Raw genomic sequence first — 18,864 nt, forward strand, 5'->3', positions numbered from 1 at the left:
GTGAGGACCGGCACGGCCACCGGGTCGTGGGCTCAGACCGCGTCGGGTGCCGACAGTTCGCCCGAGCGGACCACGCCCGAGTACCAGCGGGCACTCGTCTTCGGGGTGCGCCGCAGGGTGTCGTAGTCGACGTGGACCATGCCGAACCGCTTAGCGTAGCCGTACGCCCACTCGAAGTTGTCCAGCAGCGACCACAGGTAGTAGCCGCGGACGTCGATGCCGTCGCCGATCGCCCGGTGCACCTCCGCGAGGTGGGCGTGCACGTAGGCGGTGCGCTCGGGGTCGTGCACCCCGCCGTCCTCGCCGACCACGTCCTCGTACGCGGCCCCGTTCTCGCTGATCACCAGCGGCAGGCCCGGGTACGCCTCCGAGGTCCGGCGCAGCAGGTCGTACAGGCCGGTCGGGTCCACCGGCCAGCCCATCGCCGTCCGCTCGCCGGGCGCACGGTGGAAGGCCACCGAGTCGGCGCCCGGCCACGGCGAGTGGGCGCTGTCGCCGTGCCCGTCGTCCTGCGGCTTCTCCTCGCCCTCGGCGACGTGCGCCACCAGGGTGGGCGCGTAGTAGTTGATGGCGAGGAAGTCCAGCGGCTGGTTCGCCGTCGCCGTGTCACCGGGCTGGACGAAGGACCAGTCGGTGAGGTGGCGGGTGTCGGCGATCAGGTCCTCCGGGTAGGCGCCCTCCAGCATCGGGCCGAGCCAGACGCGGTTGCCGACGGCGTCGATCCGGCGGGCCGCCTCCAGGTCCTCGGCGGAGGTGCTGCGCGCCCGCACCTCGTGCAGGTTGAGCGAGACCGCGATCTGGCGGTCCGCCGGCAGCGAGGCGCGCAGGGCCTGGACGGCGAGGCCGTGGCCGAGGTTGAGGTGGTGGGCGGCGCGCAGCGCGGCGACCGGGTCGGTGCGGCCCGGGGCGTGCACCCCGGAGCCGTATCCGAGGAAGGCGCTGCACCAGGGCTCGTTGAGGGTGGTCCACCGCTTGACGCGGTCGCCGACGGCGTCCGCGACGATTCCGGCGTACTCGGCGAACCGCTCGGCCGTGGCGCGCTCGGGCCAGCCGCCCGCGTCCTCCAGCTCCTGCGGGAGGTCCCAGTGGTAGAGGGTCAGGGCCGGCTCGATGCCGGCGGCGAGCAGCTCGTCGACGAGCGCCCGGTAGAAGTCCAGGCCCTTCTGGACGGCGGGGCCCCGCCCGGTGGGCTGGACGCGGGACCAGGAGACGGAGAACCGGTAGGCGTTCAGGCCGAGTTCGGCCATGAGCGCGACGTCCTCGCGGAAGCGGTGGTAGTGGTCGACGGCCACGTCGCCGGTGTGGCCCTCGAAGACCTTGCCGGGGGTGTGGGAGAAGGTGTCCCAGATGGACGGGGTGCGGCCGTCCTCACGGGCCGCCCCCTCGATCTGGTAGGCGGCGGTCGCCGCGCCCCAGAGGAAGTCGGACGGGAACGGGCGGGTGGCGGTGAGCGGCCGGGTCTCGGACGCGGTCATAGGAGGGCGCTCCCAACGCGGGGTACGGGTCGGCCGTGACGGGTCCGGCGACTGCGGCGGACCCGTGCGGCCGACGGGAAGGCGGTACGGACGGGGGTGGGCGGGCGGCCCGTGGCCGCGGCCCGGTCAGCTCTTGACCGCGCCGGCGGTGATGCCGCCCACGATGTGCTTGCCCAGGAAGGCGAAGACCAGCAGCAGCGGCACGGTCGATATCAGCGCGCCGGTCAGGACGATCGCGTGGTCGACGGTGTGGTTGCCGGCACCCAGGCCGGCGAGCGCGACCTGGAGGGTCGGGTTGCCGTCCGGGGTGAGCGCGATGAAGGGCCAGAAGAAGTCGTTCCAGGCCTGCACGAAGACGAGCATGCCGAGCACCGCCATCGCCGGACGGGCCACCGGGAAGACCACGTGCCAGATGATCCGCAGGCTGTGCGCCCCGTCCATGCGGGCCGCCTCGACCAGCTCCACGGGAAGCGCCTCGACGAGGAACTGGCGCATGAAGAAGACGCCGAAGGCGGCGACGAGCGAGGGCAGCACGACCGACTGGAGCTGGTCGAACCAGCCCAGGTCGGTGATGATCTGGTACAGCGGGATGACGCTGAGCTGCGGCGGGATGGTCATCGTGGCGACGACCAGCGAGAGCAGCATGCCGCGTCCCTTGAAGGGCAGCTTGGCGAAGGCGAAGCCGGCGAGGGTGGAGAAGAGGACGGTGGACGCGGCGACCAGGCTCGCCACGACCGTGGTGTTGATCAGCGCCTCGCCCATGTCGACCTGGTCCCAGGCGAAGGTGAGGTTGTCGAGGAGGCGGGAGCCGGGCAGCAGGGGCGCGGGGGCCTGGACGACCCGCTCGCCGGTGTGCGAGGCGGCGACCACGTTCCAGTACAGCGGGAAGAGCGAGACCACCGTGGCGATGACGAGCAGCACGTAGGTGAGCGGTCCCGCGTGGTGCTGCCGGCCCGCGGTCTGGCGGAAGCGGCGGCGGGTCGGGGGCTCCTCGGCCGTCTTCGGCTCGACGGCGGGCGTGGTGTCGAGGGTGCGGGCCATGGGTCAGTCCCCCAGCTTCTTGCGGTTCCGGCGGGAGACGAGGGCCTGGATGCCGCCGACGAGCAGCAGGAGCGCCAGCATGACCCAGGCGATCGCCGAGGCGGAGCCCAGCGCGCCGGTGATCCAGCCCTTTTCGTACATCAGGAGGCTCAGCGTCTGGAACTGGTGGCCGCTGCCGCCGCTGATGCCGACGCTGCCGCCGAAGAGCATCGGCTCGCCGAAGAGCTGGGTGGCGCCGATGGTGGAGACGATGATCGTGAAGAAGATCGTCGGCCGGATGGAGGGGATGGTGACGCTGAGGAACTGGCGCCAGCGGGAGGCGCCGTCGAGCGAGGCGGCCTCGTAGAGGTCCTGCGGCACGGCCTGCATGGCGGCCAGGTAGATCAGCGCGTTGTAGCCGGTCCAGCGCCAGGTGACGATGACCGAGATCGCGATCTGGGCCGGCCACTTGGAGGTGTTCCAGTCGATCGGTCCGATCCCCACCCAGTCGAGCAGGCTGTTGATCATGCCGTAGTCGGTGTTGAAGAGCTGGGCGAAGACCAGCGTCGCCGCGGCGATCGAGGTGGCGTAGGGGGCGAGGATGGCGACCCGGAAGAAGCCGCGGCCGCGGAGCTTGTAGTTCAGCAGGTGGGCGAGGCCGAGGGCCATCAGCAGCTGCGGGACGGTGGAGATGACACCGATGGTGAAGGTGTTGAGGAGCGCGTTCCAGAAGAACTCGCTGGTGGCGAGGTCGGTGTAGTTCTCCAGGCCCTTCCACTCGGGGGTGCCGCCGAGCTCGACCCGGTTGAGGGAGAGCCAGCCCGTGTAGATCAGCGGGAAGAGGCCGAAGGCGGCGAAGGTGAGGAAGAAGGGGGTGATGAAGACGTACGGGATCGCCTTGACGTCCCAGCGGTAGAGGGTGCTGCGCCAGCCGCCCGGGCCTCGGCGGCGGTGGCCGCGCGGGGCGGGCGGGGAGGGCGGTGCGGGAGGCGGCGGGGTGCCGCCCCGCTCCGCCCGTACGGAGGTGGCCACGGGTGGCGTCCTTCCAGGTCGATGCGTGCGGTGGTGCGGACGGCGCCGGCCCGCCGCCGGCAGGTGGCGGCGGGCCGGCACGCGGTCCCCGCTACTGGTCGATCTTGTCGTCGACCAGCTTCTTGACGTTCTCCCAGGCCTTGGCCGGGTCGGTGCCCCGCTGCTCGATGTCGAGGATGCCGTTGTCGGTGAGGAAGGTCTTCACCTGGCCGTCGTAGCGGCTGATGACAGCGGGCTTGATGCCGGCCGCCGCCGAGGAGAAGATCTTGCCGACCGGCGTGTCGCCGAAGTACGGCATCTTGGCGTTCTGCACCGCGGGGGAGAGCAGGGTGTCCTTGGTGGACGGGATGTTGCCGTTCACCCCGAAGACCTTGGCGTGCTGCTCGGGAGCGGTCAGCCAGGCGGCGAGCTCGGCGGCCTCCTTGGTGTGCTTGCCCGCCTTGGGCACGGCGAGGAAGGAGCCGCCCCAGTTGCCGGCGACCGGCGGCGCGGCGATGTCCCACTTGCCCTGGTTGGCGGGACCGGCCTGGTCCTTGATGATGCCGGTCATCCAGGAGGGGCAGGCGACGGTGGCGAACTTGGAGTTCTTGAAGGCGGCGTTCCAGGTGCCCTTCTCGTCGAACTGGCGCAGCTTGGCGGTGAGTCCGCCCTGGGCGGCCTTGACGCCGAGCTCCCAGGCCTTCCGCACGCCGGGGCTGTTCTCCCAGTCGAGCTTGCCGCTGGAGTCGGCGTACTGGACGGGGTCGCTGGAGAGCACCGCGTTGAAGAGGCCGCTGGCGGAGTCGTGGAAGGCGGTGCCGGCGGGGGCGTTCTTCTTGTATGTCTCGCCGGTCTCGACGAACTTCGACCAGTCGCCGGACCAGAGCTTGGCGACGTCCTCGCGGGCGGTGGGCAGCTTGGCCTGGGCGAAGAGGTCCTTGTTGTAGCAGATGGCCATCGGGCCGATGTCGGTGCCGAGGGCGATGATCCTGCCGTCGGCGGTGGAGGCCTGCTTGATCTTCCAGTCGAGGAACTTGGAGGTGTCGGCGCCGCCCTCCTTGCCGAGGTCCACCCACTTGTCGGCCATGCTGGTGCCGGTGGCCTCGGCGATGTAGCCGACCTCGATCGCCTGGATGTCGGCGACGCCGCTGTTCTGGGAGAGGCGGAGCTTCAGGGTGTCCCAGTACTTCTGACCGTCGGAGACGTTCGACTCCTCGATCTTGATGTTCGGGTGGAGCCGCTCGTACTCGGCGTAGAGCTTCGCGCCGGTCTTGTTGTCGTAGCCGAACGAGCCGAAGGTGCCGACGCGCAGGGTGATCTTCCCGCCGTCCTTCCCGGCCTCGTCGTCCTCGTCGCTTCCGCAACCGGTGAGCAGGACCGTCCCGGTCACCACTGCGGCGATCGCCGCGGCGGCCGTACGGCGTCCGCGTCTGCTGCTGGAAGTGCCCATTCCACTCTCCTCGTCCAAGGTGGTGCTCGTTGTAGCGCCAAGAGGTCCGGTCGGCTGCTCGCGGCTCGGCGGGCCCTGCCCGGACCTGATGCAGGCTGTGCCCGCCCGATGGGAGCGCTCCCACGTCGTTGCCGGAAGGTTGCCGCCGGGTGGGTGGGGGTGTCAAGACATGAACGCGGATTCGTTACCGGAAGGTGTTCGCCGGGTTTCCGGAGGCCTCGGCGCCGCTCTTCACGTCATCTCCTGAACGCGCGCGTGGCGGATTCGCGTCGCCGTGCTCTAGGGTGGGAGCGCTCCCATACCGGTGTGGCCGGCTCTGGCGAGCTGCACGAGTCCGACGAGGGGAGCACGGCGACGGTGAACGGACGGCAGAACAGCAGACCCACCCTGGAGCAGGTCGCGGCCCGCGCCGGAGTGGGCCGGGGCACCGTCTCGCGGGTCATCAACGGCTCCCCGCGCGTCAGCGAGCAGACCCGCGCCGCGGTGGCCCGGGCCGTCGCCGAGCTCGGGTACGTGCCCAACCAGGCCGCCCGCGCCCTCGCCGGCAGCCGTACGGACGCCGTCGCCCTCGTCATCCCCGAGGCCGAGGCGCGGCTCTTCGCCGAGCCGTACTTCCTCGACCTCATCCGCGGCGTCAGCGCCGAACTGGCCGACGCAGACAAGCAGTTGCTGCTCACCCTGGTCCGCAGTGAGCAGGAGCGGCAGCGCTTCGAGCAGTACCTCGCCGCCCAGCGCGTCGACGGCGTCCTGCTCGCCTCCGTGCACGGCGACGACCCGCTTCCCGACCGCGTCCGCGAGCTCGGCATCCCGGTCGTCATGAACGGACGCCGCTCCGAGGCCGAATCCGTCCCGTACGTCGACTCCGACAACATCGGCGCCGGCCGCGCCGCCGTCGCCCACCTCGTCGGCCGCGGCCGGCAGCGCATCGCCACCGTCACCGGCCCCCTGGACATGTACGTGGCACGGGCCCGCCTCGGCGGCTACCGCGCCGGACTGGCGGAGGCGGGCCACGCGCCCGACGAGGGCCTGGTGGCCGCCGGGGACTTCACCGAGGACGGCGGGCGCGCGGCCATGCGGGAGCTCCTGGAGCGCCGCCCCGGCCTGGACGCGGTCTTCGCCGCCTCCGACGTCATGGCCGCCGGAGCCCGGGCCGCCCTCCGCGAGGCGGGCCGCCGGGTCCCGGACGACGTGGCGCTCGTGGGCGTCGACGACTCCGCCGTCGCCCGGCTCATGGACCCGCCGCTCACCAGCGTCCGCCAGCCCATCGAGGAGATGGGCCGCACCATGGCCCGGATGCTCCTCGGCGGCGCCCCGGGCGGCCGCCAGGACACCCTGAAGCGCGTCCTGCCGACGGACCTGGTGGTGCGGGAGTCCTGCTGACGGGCCTCGTGCCGAGGTGCCCGCGGGTGGGCGGACCGGTGGACGGCACGCGTGAGGCCGGACGGGGTTCCCGGGCCCGTCCGGCCTTGGTCGCTCCCTCAGGGGGCGCCGTCCCGGCCCCGCCGGGCCGGCACGGCACCCCCGCGAGGGGTTACAGCGCGGGGTGCGCGTTCTTCATGAGCTCCTGGAACTGGGCCGAGAACCACTGCCCGGCGAGCGGGGCGTCGGGGAGGGCGCCGGACATGCTGTTGCCGTTGCGGACGTTGCCCGTGTACGTCGGGTCGCACATGCGGTCGAAGCCCTTGCCCTGGTCGTTCGGGATCTCCTTCGACGCGCCGTCGGACTCGCCCGGGGGCTTCATCCAGACGTACGCGTCGATGCCCGCGGCGGGAGCCGCCTGCGGCCGCTCGCCGAGGCCGGCGCCGGCCTGGTTGCACCAGTTGCCGAGGTGGAAGCGACGGTCGTACCGGCCGCCGTTCACGTAGGTGTCGACGCTGGTCAGGGCGCCCGGTCCGGTGGGCCGGGCGGTGCCGCCCCAGCCGTTGCGGGAGGTGTCGATCAGCATGCCCAGCTTGCTGTCGAAGCCGAGCGAGACGAGCTTGTCGCGCATCGCCTGGGCGTAGGACAGCTCGTCCGTGTACTGGTTCCAGTCGATCCACTTCGAGGTGCGCACGGAGGTGCCGTTGACGCTGTCGGTGACCTTGAAGTGGTCCTCCTTCAGGGCGCTGTAGTTGGCCGTGTTCACGATGAAGCCGTGGACGTTGGCGACCGTGGAGCCCTCGGCCGTCGCGGCCGTCTTGAACAGCTCCGCGGAGGGACCGAAGTTGGAGTCCCAGCCCAGCCAGCCGTGGTGGCCCGCGTCGACGTAGTTGTAGACGTTCGGGATCGCGCCGAGCTTGTTGAGCGCGTAGCCGACGCCCTTGATGTAGTTGCCGTTGGCCTTCATCACGTCGCAGTTCGCGGTCGCGGTGTCGCGGCCGGAGACGTTGGTGACGAGGTTCGGGAGCGAGTCGATCTCGACCGTGGTGACGATCCGCAGGCCCGCGTACTTCGGGTCGGCGAGGATCGCGGCGATCGGGTCGATGTACTGCGTCTTGTAGCGGTCGATCTCCGTCGGGCCGAGCTCGCCGTTGGAGGCGAGCGCGGCACAGTCACGGCCGGGCAGGTTGTAGATGACCAGCTGGACGACCAGCTCGCCGGTGCCCTTCTGCACCAGGGCCTCGTCGAGGTGGGCGCGCAGGCCCCGGGCGCCCGGCGTGCCGTTGATGGCGGCGATGCGGTCCAGCCAGACGCCGGTGGGCTGGTCGGCGATCCTGCTGCCGCCCGGCTCGGCCATGGCCTTGGCGCGCCAGTCCGGGTTGACGTACACCTTGGCCCCGGCGTAGGGGTTGTCGGCCTTCGCGCCCGGGGTGGTGGGCGGGGTCGTCGGCGGGGTGGTGGGCGGGGTGGTCGGCGGGTCGGTCGGCTGGGTGGCGGTGTTGCAGGTGACGCCGTTCAGCTTGAAGGTGGCGGGCACCGCGTTGGTGCCGCTGTAGGAACCGTTGAAGCCGAAGGAGGTCGAACCGCCGGTCGCGAGTGCCCCGTTGTAGGACATGCTCTTGGCGGTCACGGCGGAACCGGACTGGGTGAGGGTGGCGTTCCAGCCCTGGGTCACCTGCTGGTTGCCGGCGTAGGACCACTCCAGGGTCCACGAGGACGTCGGGTCACCGGTGTTGGTGACGACGACGTTGGCGCCGAAGCCGGTGCTCCACTGGTTGGTGACGGAGTAGTCCACCTTGCAGCCGGGGGTGGCTGCGCCGGCGGTGGAGCCGAAGACCGTGGCGGTCGCTCCGGACGCTGCGATGAGGCCGAGGGCCGCCAGGAGGGCGGTACGGCTGGTGCGGCTCATGGGGGTGGGTGTTCCTCTCTGGGGATTCTTCGGATGTGCGGGACCCGCGGGGGTCACGGGGCGAGGGCGCGCAGGTGGTCGCGCAGTCCGACGCCGAATGCGGTGGGGGTGCCGTCGTACGAGGTGATCAGCGCGGGACCCGAGTTGCAGTTCCAGGTGTTCCAGGTCCAGCCCAGGTACGAGAGGCCGCGGTCGTCGAACCACTTCATGACGCGGTCGATGAACGCGTGTCCGCAGGTGTTCTCACCGATCTCGCCCGCGAGGAGGGGCACGTGGGCGGCCACGGGGGCGAGGGTGTCGTTCCAGCACGTCTCGGTGGAGCAGGTGTTGAAGTTGTAGACGTGCCAGGCGGCGGCCAGATTGGCGGCCGGATCCGTGGGGCGGTAAGTGAGCCACTGGCTGAGGTCGTTGGAGTACGCGATGCCCGGGACGAGGATCAGGTTCTTCGCCCCGGTGGCGCGGACCGCGTCCACCAGGTCCTGCATGCCGGCGACCTCGTACCCGATGCCGGGACAGGTGCCGCCGTCGCGCCAGCAGGTCCATGCCTGGGTCGCGGTGGAGGTCGCCCGGTCCGGGTAGGGCTCGTTGAAGAGGTCGAGGACGACCCGCTTGTCGTTCTTGAAGGTGTTCGCCACCGAGGTCCAGAACGCCGGGGTGTAGCGGGCGTTCGGCATCGGCTTCTGGCAGCTGGCGTGCACGTCGGCGCAGCCGGAGGAGTTCCCGGTGTACTGGCCGTGCGTCCAGTGCAGTTCGAGGACCGGGGTCATGCCGTGGGCGAGGACCTTGGTCACCAGGTCTTCGACCGCGTCGATGTAGTTCGCGCCCCGGTACTCGGGCTTGATGTTGTCGAGGCCGAGCCAGCACTCCTCGTTGAGGGGGATGCGGACGGTGTTGGCCTTCCAGTCGGCGATCGCCTTGACGGACGCGTCGTCGACCGGACCGTCCCAGATGCCGTAGCCCTGCACGCACATGAACTCGCCGCCGGAGCGGTTGACGCCGAGCAGGCGGCGGACCGCGCCGTTCTGGTCGGTGAACTTGTTGCCGCTGACGGTGAGTTCGGGCGCGCCGGAGACCGGGGTCGGCGGCGGCGAGGTCGGCGGGGTGGTGGGTGGTGTGGTCGGCGGTGTGGTCGGAGGGTCGGTCGGGGGAGTCGTGGGCGGGGTGGTCGGAGGCGTCGTGGTGGGCGGGGTGGTCGGTCCGTCCACGGTGCAGGGCACGCCGCCGAGCGTGAACGCGGCCGGGGCCGTGTTGGTCCCCGTCCACGAGGCGATGAAGCCCGTCGTCACCTTCGCGCCGGGGTCGAGCCGGGCGTTCCAGCTCTCGTTGACGACGGTCACGGCGGCGCCGGACTGGGTCCACTTGCCGCCCCAGCCCTGGCTGACCACCTGGCCGGCCGGGAAGGAGAAGCCGAGGCTCCAGCCGTTCAGCGCCGTGCTGTTGTTGGTGACGGTGACGGCACCCTGGAAGCCTCCGGTCCACTGGCCGGAGACGGCGTACTCGACGGTGCAGACGGGTGCGGCCGCGGCTCCTGAGGCCGTACCCACGACGGCGAGCGCGGTGCTCGCCATCGTGACCGCTGCTCCTGCGAGCAGCGCGGTGAGACGTGGGGGTCTTCGCATGAGCGAGTCCTCGCAGCGAGGGCACGCCCCCTACGGCGTGCCGACTGGATGGAATCGCTCCCACTGGTCGGGCAGACCGTAGCGGCAACGGCGGCCAAGCAAAAGAGGAGTTGGGGAAATTGCTCGTCGTGTGCCTTCGACTCTTCACGCATCTTGACGTGGTTGCGTCACGCTTGCACAGTGGGAGCGCTCCCACTGGTTCACGGCTTGTTCACGCACCCCCCGTACGGCCCGTTCCCCCGCACCACCGGCGCGTTCCCGTACGGCCCGCTCTTCGCACCAACCGACCTTCCGAGCCGCGAGGAGACCCACCCGCATGCAACGCCTCAGACCACGCCGCCCACGCAGGCACCTGACCGCCCTGACCGCCGCGCTCGCCCTCCCCCTCGGCCTGCTGGCCGCCGGAGCCGGGGCCGGGACCGCGCAGGCCGCCGCCCTCGCGTGCAGCGTCGACTACAAGACCAACGACTGGGGTTCGGGCTTCACCGCCGAACTCACCCTCACCAACCGGGGAACCGCCGCCATCGACGGCTGGACCCTCACCTACTCCTACGCCGGTGACCAGAAGCTCACCAACGGCTGGAGCGGGGTCTGGTCCCAGTCCGGGAAGAACGTCACCGTCACCAACGCCGGCTGGAACGGCACGATCGCGGCCGGCGCCGCCGTCACCGCCGGCGGCCAGTTCACGTACAGCGGCGCCAACACCGCCCCGACGAACTTCGCCGTCAACGGCACCCTGTGCGCCGGGGCCCACCAGCCGCCGGTCGCCGTCCTCACCAGCCCCGCCGCCGGTGCGGTCTACGCCCAGGGCGACGCCGTCCCGCTCGCCGCCACCGCCGCGGCGGCCGACGGCGCGACCGTCGACAAGGTCGAGTTCTACAGCGACACGACCCTCCTCGGCACCGACACCACCGCCCCGTTCACGTACAGCGCCGCCGGCCTCGCCACCGGCGCCCACTCGCTCTACGCCAAGGCGTACGACAGCCAGGGCGCCTCCGGCGAGTCCGCGCCGGTCGGCATCACGGTCGCCGCGGGCCCCGCGCTCGTCGCCAGCCCCGGCCAACTGGCCGTCCGGCAGGGCTCCACCGGCACCTTCGACCTGAAGCTGTCGAAGGCCCCGACGGCGAACGTGACCGTCACCGTGGCCCGTACCTCCGGCAACACCAACCTGACGGCCTCCCCGGCCACGCTCACCTTCACCCCGGCGAACTGGAACACCGCCCAGAAGGTGACCGTCACCGCCGCCGCGACCGGCACCGGCGTCGCCGTCTTCACCGCGAGCGCCCCCGGCCACGCGAAGGCCGAGGTCCAGGCCACCCAGCTCGCCGCCGACTCCACCTACGACGCGCGCTTCCTCGACCTCTACGGGAAGATCACCAACCCGGCCAACGGCTACTTCTCGCCCGAGGGCATCCCGTACCACTCCGTCGAGACCCTGATCGTCGAGGCCCCCGACCACGGGCACGAGACGACCTCGGAGGCGTACAGCTACCTCATCTGGCTCCAGGCCATGTACGGCAAGATCACCGGCGACTGGACCAAGTTCAACGGCGCGTGGGACACCATGGAGAAATTCATGATCCCGACCCACGCCGACCAGCCGACGAACTCCTCCTACAACGCCTCGAAGCCCGCCACCTACGCCCCCGAGTGGGACCTCCCCTCGCAGTACCCGGCGCGCCTCGACTCCGGCGTCACCTCCGGCTCCGACCCGATCGCGGCCGAGCTGAAGAGCGCCTACGGCACCGACGACATCTACGGCATGCACTGGATCCAGGACGTCGACAACGTCTACGGCTTCGGCAACGAACCCGGCAAGTGCTCCGCGGGACCGACGGCGACCGGCCCCTCGTACATCAACACCTTCCAGCGCGGCCCGCAGGAGTCCGTCTGGGAGACCGTCACCCACCCGACCTGCGACAACTTCTCCTACGGCGGCAAGAACGGCTACCTGGACATCTTCACCGGGGACGCCTCCTACGCCAAGCAGTGGAAGTACACCAACGCCCCCGACGCCGACGCCCGCGCCGTCCAGGCCGCCTACTGGGCCGACCTCTGGGCCAAGGAGCAGGGCAAGGGCGCGCAGGTCTCGGCCACCGTCGGCAAGGCCGCCAAGATGGGCGACTACCTGCGGTACTCCATGTTCGACAAGTACTTCAAGAAGATCGGCAACTGCGTCGGCCCGACCGCCTGCCCGGCCGGCACCGGCAAGAACAGCGCCCACTACCTGATGTCCTGGTACTACGCCTGGGGCGGCGCCGTCGACACCTCCGCCGGCTGGTCCTGGCGGATCGGATCCAGCCACAACCACAGCGGCTACCAGAACCCGCTCGCCGCGTACGCGCTCAGCGAGTACGCCCCGCTCAAGCCCAAGTCGGCGACCGGCCAGGCGGACTGGGCGACCAGCCTCGACCGGCAGCTGGAGTTCTACCGCTGGCTCCAGTCCAGCGAGGGCGGCATCGCGGGCGGTGCCACCAACAGCTGGCAGGGCCGCTACGCCACCCCGCCGGCCGGCACCCCCACCTTCTACGGCATGTACTACGACGAGAAGCCCGTCTACCACGACCCGGCGTCGAACCAGTGGTTCGGCTTCCAGGCCTGGTCCATGGAGCGCGTCGCCGAGTACTACCAGCAGACCGGCAACGCCGAGGCGAAGACCGTCCTCGACAAGTGGGTCTCCTGGGCGCTGTCCAAGACGACCGTCAACCCCGACGGCACCTTCCGCATCCCGTCCACCCTCCAGTGGTCCGGCGCGCCCGACACCTGGAACGCGGCGAACCCCGGCGCCAACAACGGCCTGCACGTCACCGTCGCGGACTACACCAACGACGTCGGCGTCGCCGCCGCCTACGCCAAGACCCTCACCTACTACGCGGCCAAGTCCGGCCACGCCGAGGCCAAGCGGGTCGCCAAGGCCCTGCTCGACGGCATGTGGGAGCACCACCAGGACCCGCTCGGCATCGCCGTCGAGGAGACCCGCGCCGACTACAACCGCTTCGACGACCCCGTCTACGTCCCCAGCGGCTGGACCGGCGTCATGCCGAACGGCGACACCGTGAACTCCACCTCCACCTTCGCCTCGATCCGCTCCTTCTACCAGGACGACCCGGCCTGGCCGAAGATCGAGGCCTACCTGGCGGGCGGCGCCGCCCCCGTCTTCACCTACCACCGGTTCTGGGCCCAGGCGGACATCGCCCTGGCCATGGGCTCGTACGCGGAGCTGCTCGAATAACAGCCCGCCCCGCGAGAGCGGGCTCCGCGTACGACGAGGCCGGGCGGTCCCCCGAGGGGCCCGCCCGGCCTTCGGCCTGGGGCGGGTGGGCCCGGGAGCTCGGATCCGGGATCCCGGGCGATCCCGGGGCCGGACCGCCGGTGATCCATTGACCCGGCACGGACCCCGCTCTTACGTTCTCGTTCGGACATGCGGCCATCGGCCGAAATCTCGAACGAGAGGATGCACCGTGTCACTTCCCGAACGCACCGCCCGCTTCACCCTCGACCCCGACTTCACCGTCGGCCCCGTCGACCCCCGCCTCTTCGGCTCCTTCGTCGAGCACCTCGGGCGCTGCGTCTACACCGGCGTCTACGAGCCCGGCCATCCCGCCGCCGACGCCGACGGCCTGCGCACCGACGTCCTCGACCTCGTGCGGGAGCTGGGCGTGACCACCGTCCGCTACCCCGGCGGCAACTTCGTCTCGGGGTACCGCTGGGAGGACGGCGTGGGGCCGGCCGAGGCGCGGCCCCGGCGGCTGGACGTCGCGTGGCGCTCCACCGAGTCGAACCGGTTCGGGCTGAGCGAGTTCATGGGCTTCCTGCGGAAGCTGGGGCCGCAGGCCGAGCCGATGATGGCCGTGAACCTCGGCACCCGGGGCATCGCGGAGGCGATGGACCTCGTCGAGTACGCCAACCACCCCGGCGGCACCGCCCTCTCCGACCTGCGCGTGAGCCACGGCGACAAGGACCCCTTCGGCATCCGCCTGTGGTGCCTGGGCAACGAGATGGACGGCACGTGGCAGACGGGCCAGAAGACCGCCGAGGAGTACGGCAGGCTCGCCGCCCAGACCGCCCGCGCGCTGCGGCAGATCGACCCGGACCTGGAGCTCGTCGCCTGCGGCAGCTCCGCACGTGACCTGCCGACCTTCGCCGCCTGGGAGGCGACGGTGCTGGCGGAGACGTACGAGGTCGTCGACCACGTCTCCCTGCACGCCTACTACGAGGAGACCGACGGCGACCGGGACTCGTTCCTCGCCTCGGCCGTGCACATGGAGGCCTTCATCGAGGAGGTCCTCGCCACCTGCGACCACGTGGCGGCCCGGCTGAAGTCGCGGAAGCGGCTCACGCTCTCCTTCGACGAGTGGAACGTCTGGTACCAGCGCCGCCCCAACCCGCACCCGTTCGAGGACTGGCAGGAGGCGCCGCGGCTCCTGGAGGACGTCTACACGGTCACCGACGCGGTCGTCCTCGGCTCGCTCGTCATCACGCTGCTCCGCCACGCCGACCGGATCGCCGTGGCCTGCCTGGCGCAGCTCGTGAACGTGATCGCGCCGATCATGACCGAGCCCGGCGGCCCGGCGTGGCGGCAGACGACGTTCCACCCGTTCGCCCAGGCGTCGCGGTACGGCCGGGGGACCGTCCTCGACGTGCGGCCGGTCTCGCCGGCGTACCGCACCGAGAAGTACGGCGAGGTGCCGCTCCTGCACGCGACCGCGGTGCGGGCGGAGGACGGGAGCGTGACGGTCTTCGCGGTCAACCGCGACCGGCACCGGGCGCTGCCGCTCGACGTGACGCTGCGCGGCTTCGGCCTGGCGGAGGCGGTGGAGCACAGCGCGCTCGCCGACGCCGACCCCGAGGCCCGCAACACCCTGGCCGCGCCCGACCGGGTGGTGCCGCACGCGGTGGCCGGCACGGAGCTGGTGGACGGGGTGCTGAAGGCGGTCCTGGAGCCGATGTCCTGGAACGTCATCCGGCTGGTCTGACCGGCTTCCCTTTGAATCCTTTCACTGAGGTGGGGTGCGCCCCGGGTTCGAAGCGCTTCGAAAGATCCTGTCCGAAGCGTTGACGTGGCTGACGGGCAACCCTACGGTGACCCAGCAAGCGCTTTCCTGAAACGTTCTAATCACGCGCGGGAGGACGAACTGTGCGTACTCATGGCACTGTCGACCGTCGGAGTCTGCTGAAGATCACGGGTGGCTCGGTGGCGGCACTCGGCCTGACCGCGACGGGCTGCGGAGGCGGCTCCGACTCCGGCGACGGCACCGTCACCATCCGGTACACCTGGTGGGGCTCCGACGACCGCGCCAAGCGGATCAACCAGTCGATCGCCCTCTTCGAGAAGAAGTTCCCGAAGATCAAGGTGAAGACCGACTTCCAGCCGTACGCCGACTTCTGGAAGAAGTTCAACACCCAGGCGTCCGGCGGGAACACGCCCGACGTCTTCCAGAACGCCATCGGCTTCCTGCGCAAGTACGACGCCAAGAACGTCCTCCTCGACCTGCGCGAGCAGGTCGAGGCCGGGAACCTCCGCCTGGAGGGCTTCCGGGCCGGCCTGGAGAAGTTCGGCGAGGTCGACGGCAAGCTCGTCGGCGTCCCCGTCGGCTCCAACTCCATGGCCCTCGTCATCGACGAGACGGTCTTCGCCAAGGCCAAGGTCAGGCCCAAGCCCGGCTGGACCTGGGACGAGTACCACGACGCCCTGGCGAGGATCCGGCAGACGGCCGGCCGGGCCGGCGACGCCGGGCCCTACGGGATCATGTACCTGTACGACCTCTACCTGCGCCAGCAGGGCAAGGCCTTCTTCACCGACTCCGGACTCGGCTTCACCGAGGCCGACCTGACCGACTGGTGGAACAAGGCCGCCGACCGCGTCGGGTCCGGCGTCTACGCCGACCCCAAGAAGACCATCCAGGCCAAGCCGAAGTCCGCCGTCACCGCCGAGCTCGCCGGCTGCGAGTTCACCTGGGACAACTTCACCGTCCGCTACACCTCCGAGGGCAAGAGCCGGTACGGCCTCGCGCCCATCCCCACCACCGACGGCAAGCGCACCGGCCAGTACCTCGGCTCGCTCATGCTCAGCGCCTCCAAGCGCACCAAGCACCCCAAGGAGGTCGCCCAGTTCATCGACTTCATGGTCCACGACCCCGAGGTCGGCAAGATCATGGGATACGACCGGGGCGTCCCCGCCACCGAGGCGCAGAACGCGGCCTACGTCCCCACCGACGAGGTCGGCAAGCAGATCGCCGCATACGAGAAGCAGCTCGTCGAGAGCCGCGTCCTGGAGCCGATCACCCCGCACCCGTCCGGCGCCGACGTCTGCGAGGCGGCGTTCCTACGCCTCTCCGAGGAGATGTCCCTCGGCACCCGGACCGTCGCCGACGCGGTGAAGCAGTACTTCACCGAGGCGAAGACGGCCCTCTCGGCCTGATGGACGCCGCCGTGAGCACCGTACCGAACCCCGCCGCGCCGGAGAGCCCGGCGACGGCCCCGCCCGGCGAGGGCGCCGCACCCGCGGTCCCCGCCCCGCGGGGCGGGCGGCCCCGCCGGCCGGCGGGCAGCGCCCCCCGGCGCCGCGACCTGCGCGAGAACCTCGCCGGCTACCTCTTCATGTCCCCCTGGATCACCGGCTTCCTGCTGCTGACCGCGGGCCCCATGGCCGTCTCGCTCTACTTCGCCTTCACCGACTACAACCTCTTCGACGCGCCCCGCTGGATCGGGCTCGACAACTTCACCGAGATGTTCGGCGACCCCCGCTGGCGCACCTCCGTCGAGGTCACCGGCTGGTACGTGGTCCTCGGCACCCCGCTGAAGCTGGCCGCAGCCCTCGGCGTCGCCGTCCTCCTCAACCAGAGCCGGCGCGGACAGGGCTTCTACCGGGCCGCGTTCTACGCCCCCTCGCTCATCGGCGCCAGCGTCTCCATCGCCATCGTGTGGCGCGCCCTCTTCTCCGACGGCGCGCCCGTCGACCGGGCCCAGCAGCTGATCGGACTCGACCCGGGCGGCTGGATCGGCGACCCCGACAAGATCATCTACGCTCTGGTGGCGCTCACCGTCTGGCAGTTCGGCGCGCCCATGGTCATCTTCCTCGCCGGGCTCAAGCAGGTGCCCCGCGAACTGTACGAGGCCGCGCAGATGGACGGCGCGGGACCGTGGCGCAGGTTCTGGAACATCACCCTGCCGATGATCTCCCCGGTGCTCTTCTTCAACGTGCTCCTGGAGACCATCCACTCCTTCCAGATCTTCGGCTCCGCCTACATCATCGGCAGTCAGGGCAACGCCTGCGGGCCCGCCGACGGCACGCTCGTCTACACCTGCTACCTCTACGTCCAGGGCTTCGAGAACAGCCGGATGGGCCTCGCCTCCGCCATGGCCTGGATGCTGCTGCTCGCCGTCGGCCTGGTCACCGCGGTCCTGTTCTGGTCCCAGCGGCGCTGGGTGCACTACGAGGAGGGGGGCCGATGAGCCTCGTCCGTACCGGGGCGCGGGGCGTCCGCGCCGGGTCCCTCGCCTGGCACCTCGGCTCGCTCGCCGTCCTCGCGGTGGTGCTCTACCCGGTGATGTGGGTGATCGGCGGCTCGTTCAAGCCGAACGACGAGATCGTCGGCAGCCTGAACGTCCTGCCGACGGACCCCCTCACCGACAACTACCGGCGGCTCGCCGACGGCATCGCCGACATCCCCATCTCCACCTTCTTCGGCAACTCGCTGTTCCTGGCGCTCGCCTCGGTCGTCGGGGTGCTGGTCTCCAGCTCCCTCGCCGCCTACGCCTTCGCCAAGATCGGCTTCGCGGGCCGGAACCTGCTCTTCACCCTGATGATCGGCACCCTGCTCCTGCCGTACCACGTGCTGCTCATCCCGCAGTACGTACTGTTCCAGAAGCTCGAACTCATCAACACGTACACGCCGTTGCTGCTCGGCAAGTACCTCGCCACCGACGCCTTCTTCGTCTTCCTGATGGTCCAGTTCATGCGCGGGCTGCCCCGGGAGCTGGACGAGGCGGCCCGGCTCGACGGGTGCGGGCACCTGCGGACGTACTGGTCGATCGTGCTGCCGCTGTGCCGGCCGGCGCTGATCACCAGCGCGATCTTCACCTTCATCAACGCGTGGAACGACTTCATGGGCCCGCTGATCTACCTCAACGAACCCGAGAAGTACACCGTGTCGCTGGGCCTCAAGATGTTCGTCGACCAGGACGGCGTCGCCAACTACGGCGGCATGATCGCGATGTCGCTGGTGGCGCTGCTGCCCGTGGTCGCCTTCTTCCTCGCCTTCCAGCGGTACCTGATCGACGGCATGGCCACCTCGGGGCTCAAGTGACCGCCGCCGACGCCCCCGTGCGCGGCGCGCGCTTCTTCGCCCGTTTCGCCGTCTTCGCCGAGTGCCTGCTCACCGGGGTGTGGATCGCCGTCGCCGCGCTCCCGCTCGTCACCCTGCCGGCCGCGCTCGCCGCCGGCGCGGGGCACCTGCGGCGCACCGTCGCGGGCGACGGGACCGGGCTGCGCTCCTTCGCCGCCGAGCTGCGCGGCGCGCTGCGGGGCGGCGGGTGGGCGGTGGGCCTGGCATGGTGGGCGGCGCTCGCCCTGGTCCAGGCCGACCTCGCGCTCGTCCGGGCGCTGCCCGTGCCCGGCGGTCGGGCGGCCGGGGCCCTCGCGATCCTCGCGGCGCTCTGGGCGACCGTCACCCTGCTCCGGGCGGCCACCGCCTGGCGGCCGGGCGCGGCCTGGCGTGCCCTGCTCGCGGACGCCTGGCGCCGCTCGCTGCGGGACCCGGCCGGATCCCTGCTCGTCGTCTGCGGCCTGGCGGTCGTCGCCGCCTCCGCCTGGTTCTCCGCCCCGCTGGCCCTCCCCGCCCTGGGCCTCCTGACCGCCGGCACCCTGGCGGCCGAGCACCGCACGGCCGCCGTCGCCGCCACCTGAGCCCCGGGACGGTCCCCGACGGGTGCCGCCGCCCGAGCTGCGCCGTCCGTCGCCGTCCGTCACCCCGCCGGTCCGGGGACGCGGCCCCCACCCCACCCCACCCCGCCTCACCC

Annotated in this window: 13 protein-coding genes; 7 read left to right on the forward strand and 6 right to left on the reverse strand. The window is 71.1% G+C overall.

Translation table 11 applies throughout. The annotated features are described in order from the left end of the window. Window positions 1–32 precede the first annotated feature (32 nt). The 4 genes from ACFZCF_RS21700 to ACFZCF_RS21715 form a co-directional block, all read right to left on the reverse strand. Window positions 33–1,475 carry a GH1 family beta-glucosidase gene (locus tag ACFZCF_RS21700; protein ID WP_391288074.1) on the reverse strand — a complete coding sequence of 481 codons (1,443 nt, stop codon included), beginning with the start codon at window positions 1,473–1,475 and terminating at the stop codon, window positions 33–35. 126 nt (window positions 1,476–1,601) lie between these two features. Further along, complete coding sequence (locus ACFZCF_RS21705; RefSeq protein ID WP_391288075.1) at window positions 1,602–2,516, reverse strand: ABC transporter permease subunit; 915 nt, start codon at window positions 2,514–2,516, stop codon at window positions 1,602–1,604. 3 nt (window positions 2,517–2,519) lie between these two features. Beyond that, entirely contained in the window at window positions 2,520–3,527 is a 1,008-nt protein-coding gene (locus ACFZCF_RS21710; RefSeq protein ID WP_388446076.1) for a carbohydrate ABC transporter permease, read from the reverse strand. Between the two features lie 91 nt (window positions 3,528–3,618). Next, window positions 3,619–4,956: an ABC transporter substrate-binding protein gene (locus ACFZCF_RS21715; RefSeq protein ID WP_388446079.1), complete on the reverse strand. Its 1,338-nt coding sequence runs from the start codon at window positions 4,954–4,956 to the stop codon at window positions 3,619–3,621. Window positions 4,957–5,313: 357 nt separating this feature from the next. On the opposite strand from ACFZCF_RS21715, the gene ACFZCF_RS21720 reads away from it, so the two are divergent. After that, complete coding sequence (locus ACFZCF_RS21720) at window positions 5,314–6,336, forward strand: LacI family DNA-binding transcriptional regulator (protein WP_388446352.1); 1,023 nt, start codon at window positions 5,314–5,316, stop codon at window positions 6,334–6,336. Between the two features lie 151 nt (window positions 6,337–6,487). On the opposite strand, the gene ACFZCF_RS21725 is transcribed toward ACFZCF_RS21720, so the two are convergent. Both ACFZCF_RS21725 and ACFZCF_RS21730 read right to left on the reverse strand, forming a co-directional pair. Then, a complete protein-coding gene (locus ACFZCF_RS21725; RefSeq protein WP_388446082.1) occupies window positions 6,488–8,224 on the reverse strand; it encodes a glycoside hydrolase family 6 protein in 1,737 nt (578 codons plus the stop codon). A gap of 53 nt (window positions 8,225–8,277) precedes the next feature. Then, the gene (locus ACFZCF_RS21730) at window positions 8,278–9,843 is read right to left on the reverse strand and encodes a cellulase family glycosylhydrolase (RefSeq protein WP_391288078.1); all 1,566 of its coding nucleotides are present in this window, start codon (window positions 9,841–9,843) and stop codon (window positions 8,278–8,280) included. A 316-nt stretch (window positions 9,844–10,159) separates the two neighbouring features. On the opposite strand from ACFZCF_RS21730, the gene ACFZCF_RS21735 reads away from it, so the two are divergent. The 6 genes from ACFZCF_RS21735 (at window position 10,160) to ACFZCF_RS21760 (ending at window position 18,751) form a co-directional block, all read left to right on the forward strand. Beyond that, window positions 10,160–13,075: a glycoside hydrolase family 48 protein gene (locus tag ACFZCF_RS21735; RefSeq protein WP_391288080.1), complete on the forward strand. Its 2,916-nt coding sequence runs from the start codon at window positions 10,160–10,162 to the stop codon at window positions 13,073–13,075. Window positions 13,076–13,304: 229 nt separating this feature from the next. Continuing rightward, window positions 13,305–14,819 (forward strand): alpha-N-arabinofuranosidase, encoded by a 1,515-nt coding sequence (locus tag ACFZCF_RS21740; protein WP_388446091.1) that lies wholly within the window; start codon window positions 13,305–13,307, stop codon window positions 14,817–14,819. A 161-nt stretch (window positions 14,820–14,980) separates the two neighbouring features. After that, window positions 14,981–16,264 (forward strand): ABC transporter substrate-binding protein, encoded by a 1,284-nt coding sequence (locus ACFZCF_RS21745; protein WP_388446094.1) that lies wholly within the window; start codon window positions 14,981–14,983, stop codon window positions 16,262–16,264. Beyond that, window positions 16,264–17,298, forward strand: a complete 1,035-nt coding sequence (locus ACFZCF_RS21750; RefSeq protein WP_388446097.1) for an ABC transporter permease subunit — start codon at window positions 16,264–16,266, stop codon at window positions 17,296–17,298. The genes ACFZCF_RS21745 and ACFZCF_RS21750 overlap by 1 nt, the downstream gene beginning before the upstream one ends. Next, entirely contained in the window at window positions 17,295–18,152 is an 858-nt protein-coding gene (locus ACFZCF_RS21755; RefSeq protein ID WP_391288083.1) for an ABC transporter permease subunit, read from the forward strand. Before ACFZCF_RS21750 ends, ACFZCF_RS21755 begins: the two co-directional genes overlap by 4 nt. Further along, the gene (locus ACFZCF_RS21760) at window positions 18,149–18,751 is read left to right on the forward strand and encodes a hypothetical protein (RefSeq protein WP_391288085.1); all 603 of its coding nucleotides are present in this window, start codon (window positions 18,149–18,151) and stop codon (window positions 18,749–18,751) included. Before ACFZCF_RS21755 ends, ACFZCF_RS21760 begins: the two co-directional genes overlap by 4 nt. The last annotated feature ends 113 nt before the right edge of the window (window positions 18,752–18,864 follow it).

The sequence above is a fragment of the Streptomyces sp. NPDC007945 genome (assembly GCF_042958885.1).
GTDB lineage: Bacteria > Actinomycetota > Actinomycetes > Streptomycetales > Streptomycetaceae > Streptomyces.

Coding starts and splice junctions, on each gene's coding strand:
- ACFZCF_RS21700 (WP_391288074.1), bottom strand. CDS start 1,475: ATGACCGCGTCCGAGACCCGGCCGCTCACCGCCACCCGCCCGTTCCCG.
- ACFZCF_RS21705 (WP_391288075.1), bottom strand. CDS start 2,516: ATGGCCCGCACCCTCGACACCACGCCCGCCGTCGAGCCGAAGACGGCC.
- ACFZCF_RS21715 (WP_388446079.1), bottom strand. CDS start 4,956: ATGGGCACTTCCAGCAGCAGACGCGGACGCCGTACGGCCGCCGCGGCG.
- ACFZCF_RS21725 (WP_388446082.1), bottom strand. CDS start 8,224: ATGAGCCGCACCAGCCGTACCGCCCTCCTGGCGGCCCTCGGCCTCATC.
- ACFZCF_RS21730 (WP_391288078.1), bottom strand. CDS start 9,843: ATGCGAAGACCCCCACGTCTCACCGCGCTGCTCGCAGGAGCAGCGGTC.
- ACFZCF_RS21735 (WP_391288080.1), top strand. CDS start 10,160: ATGCAACGCCTCAGACCACGCCGCCCACGCAGGCACCTGACCGCCCTG.
- ACFZCF_RS21750 (WP_388446097.1), top strand. CDS start 16,264: ATGGACGCCGCCGTGAGCACCGTACCGAACCCCGCCGCGCCGGAGAGC.
- ACFZCF_RS21755 (WP_391288083.1), top strand. CDS start 17,295: ATGAGCCTCGTCCGTACCGGGGCGCGGGGCGTCCGCGCCGGGTCCCTC.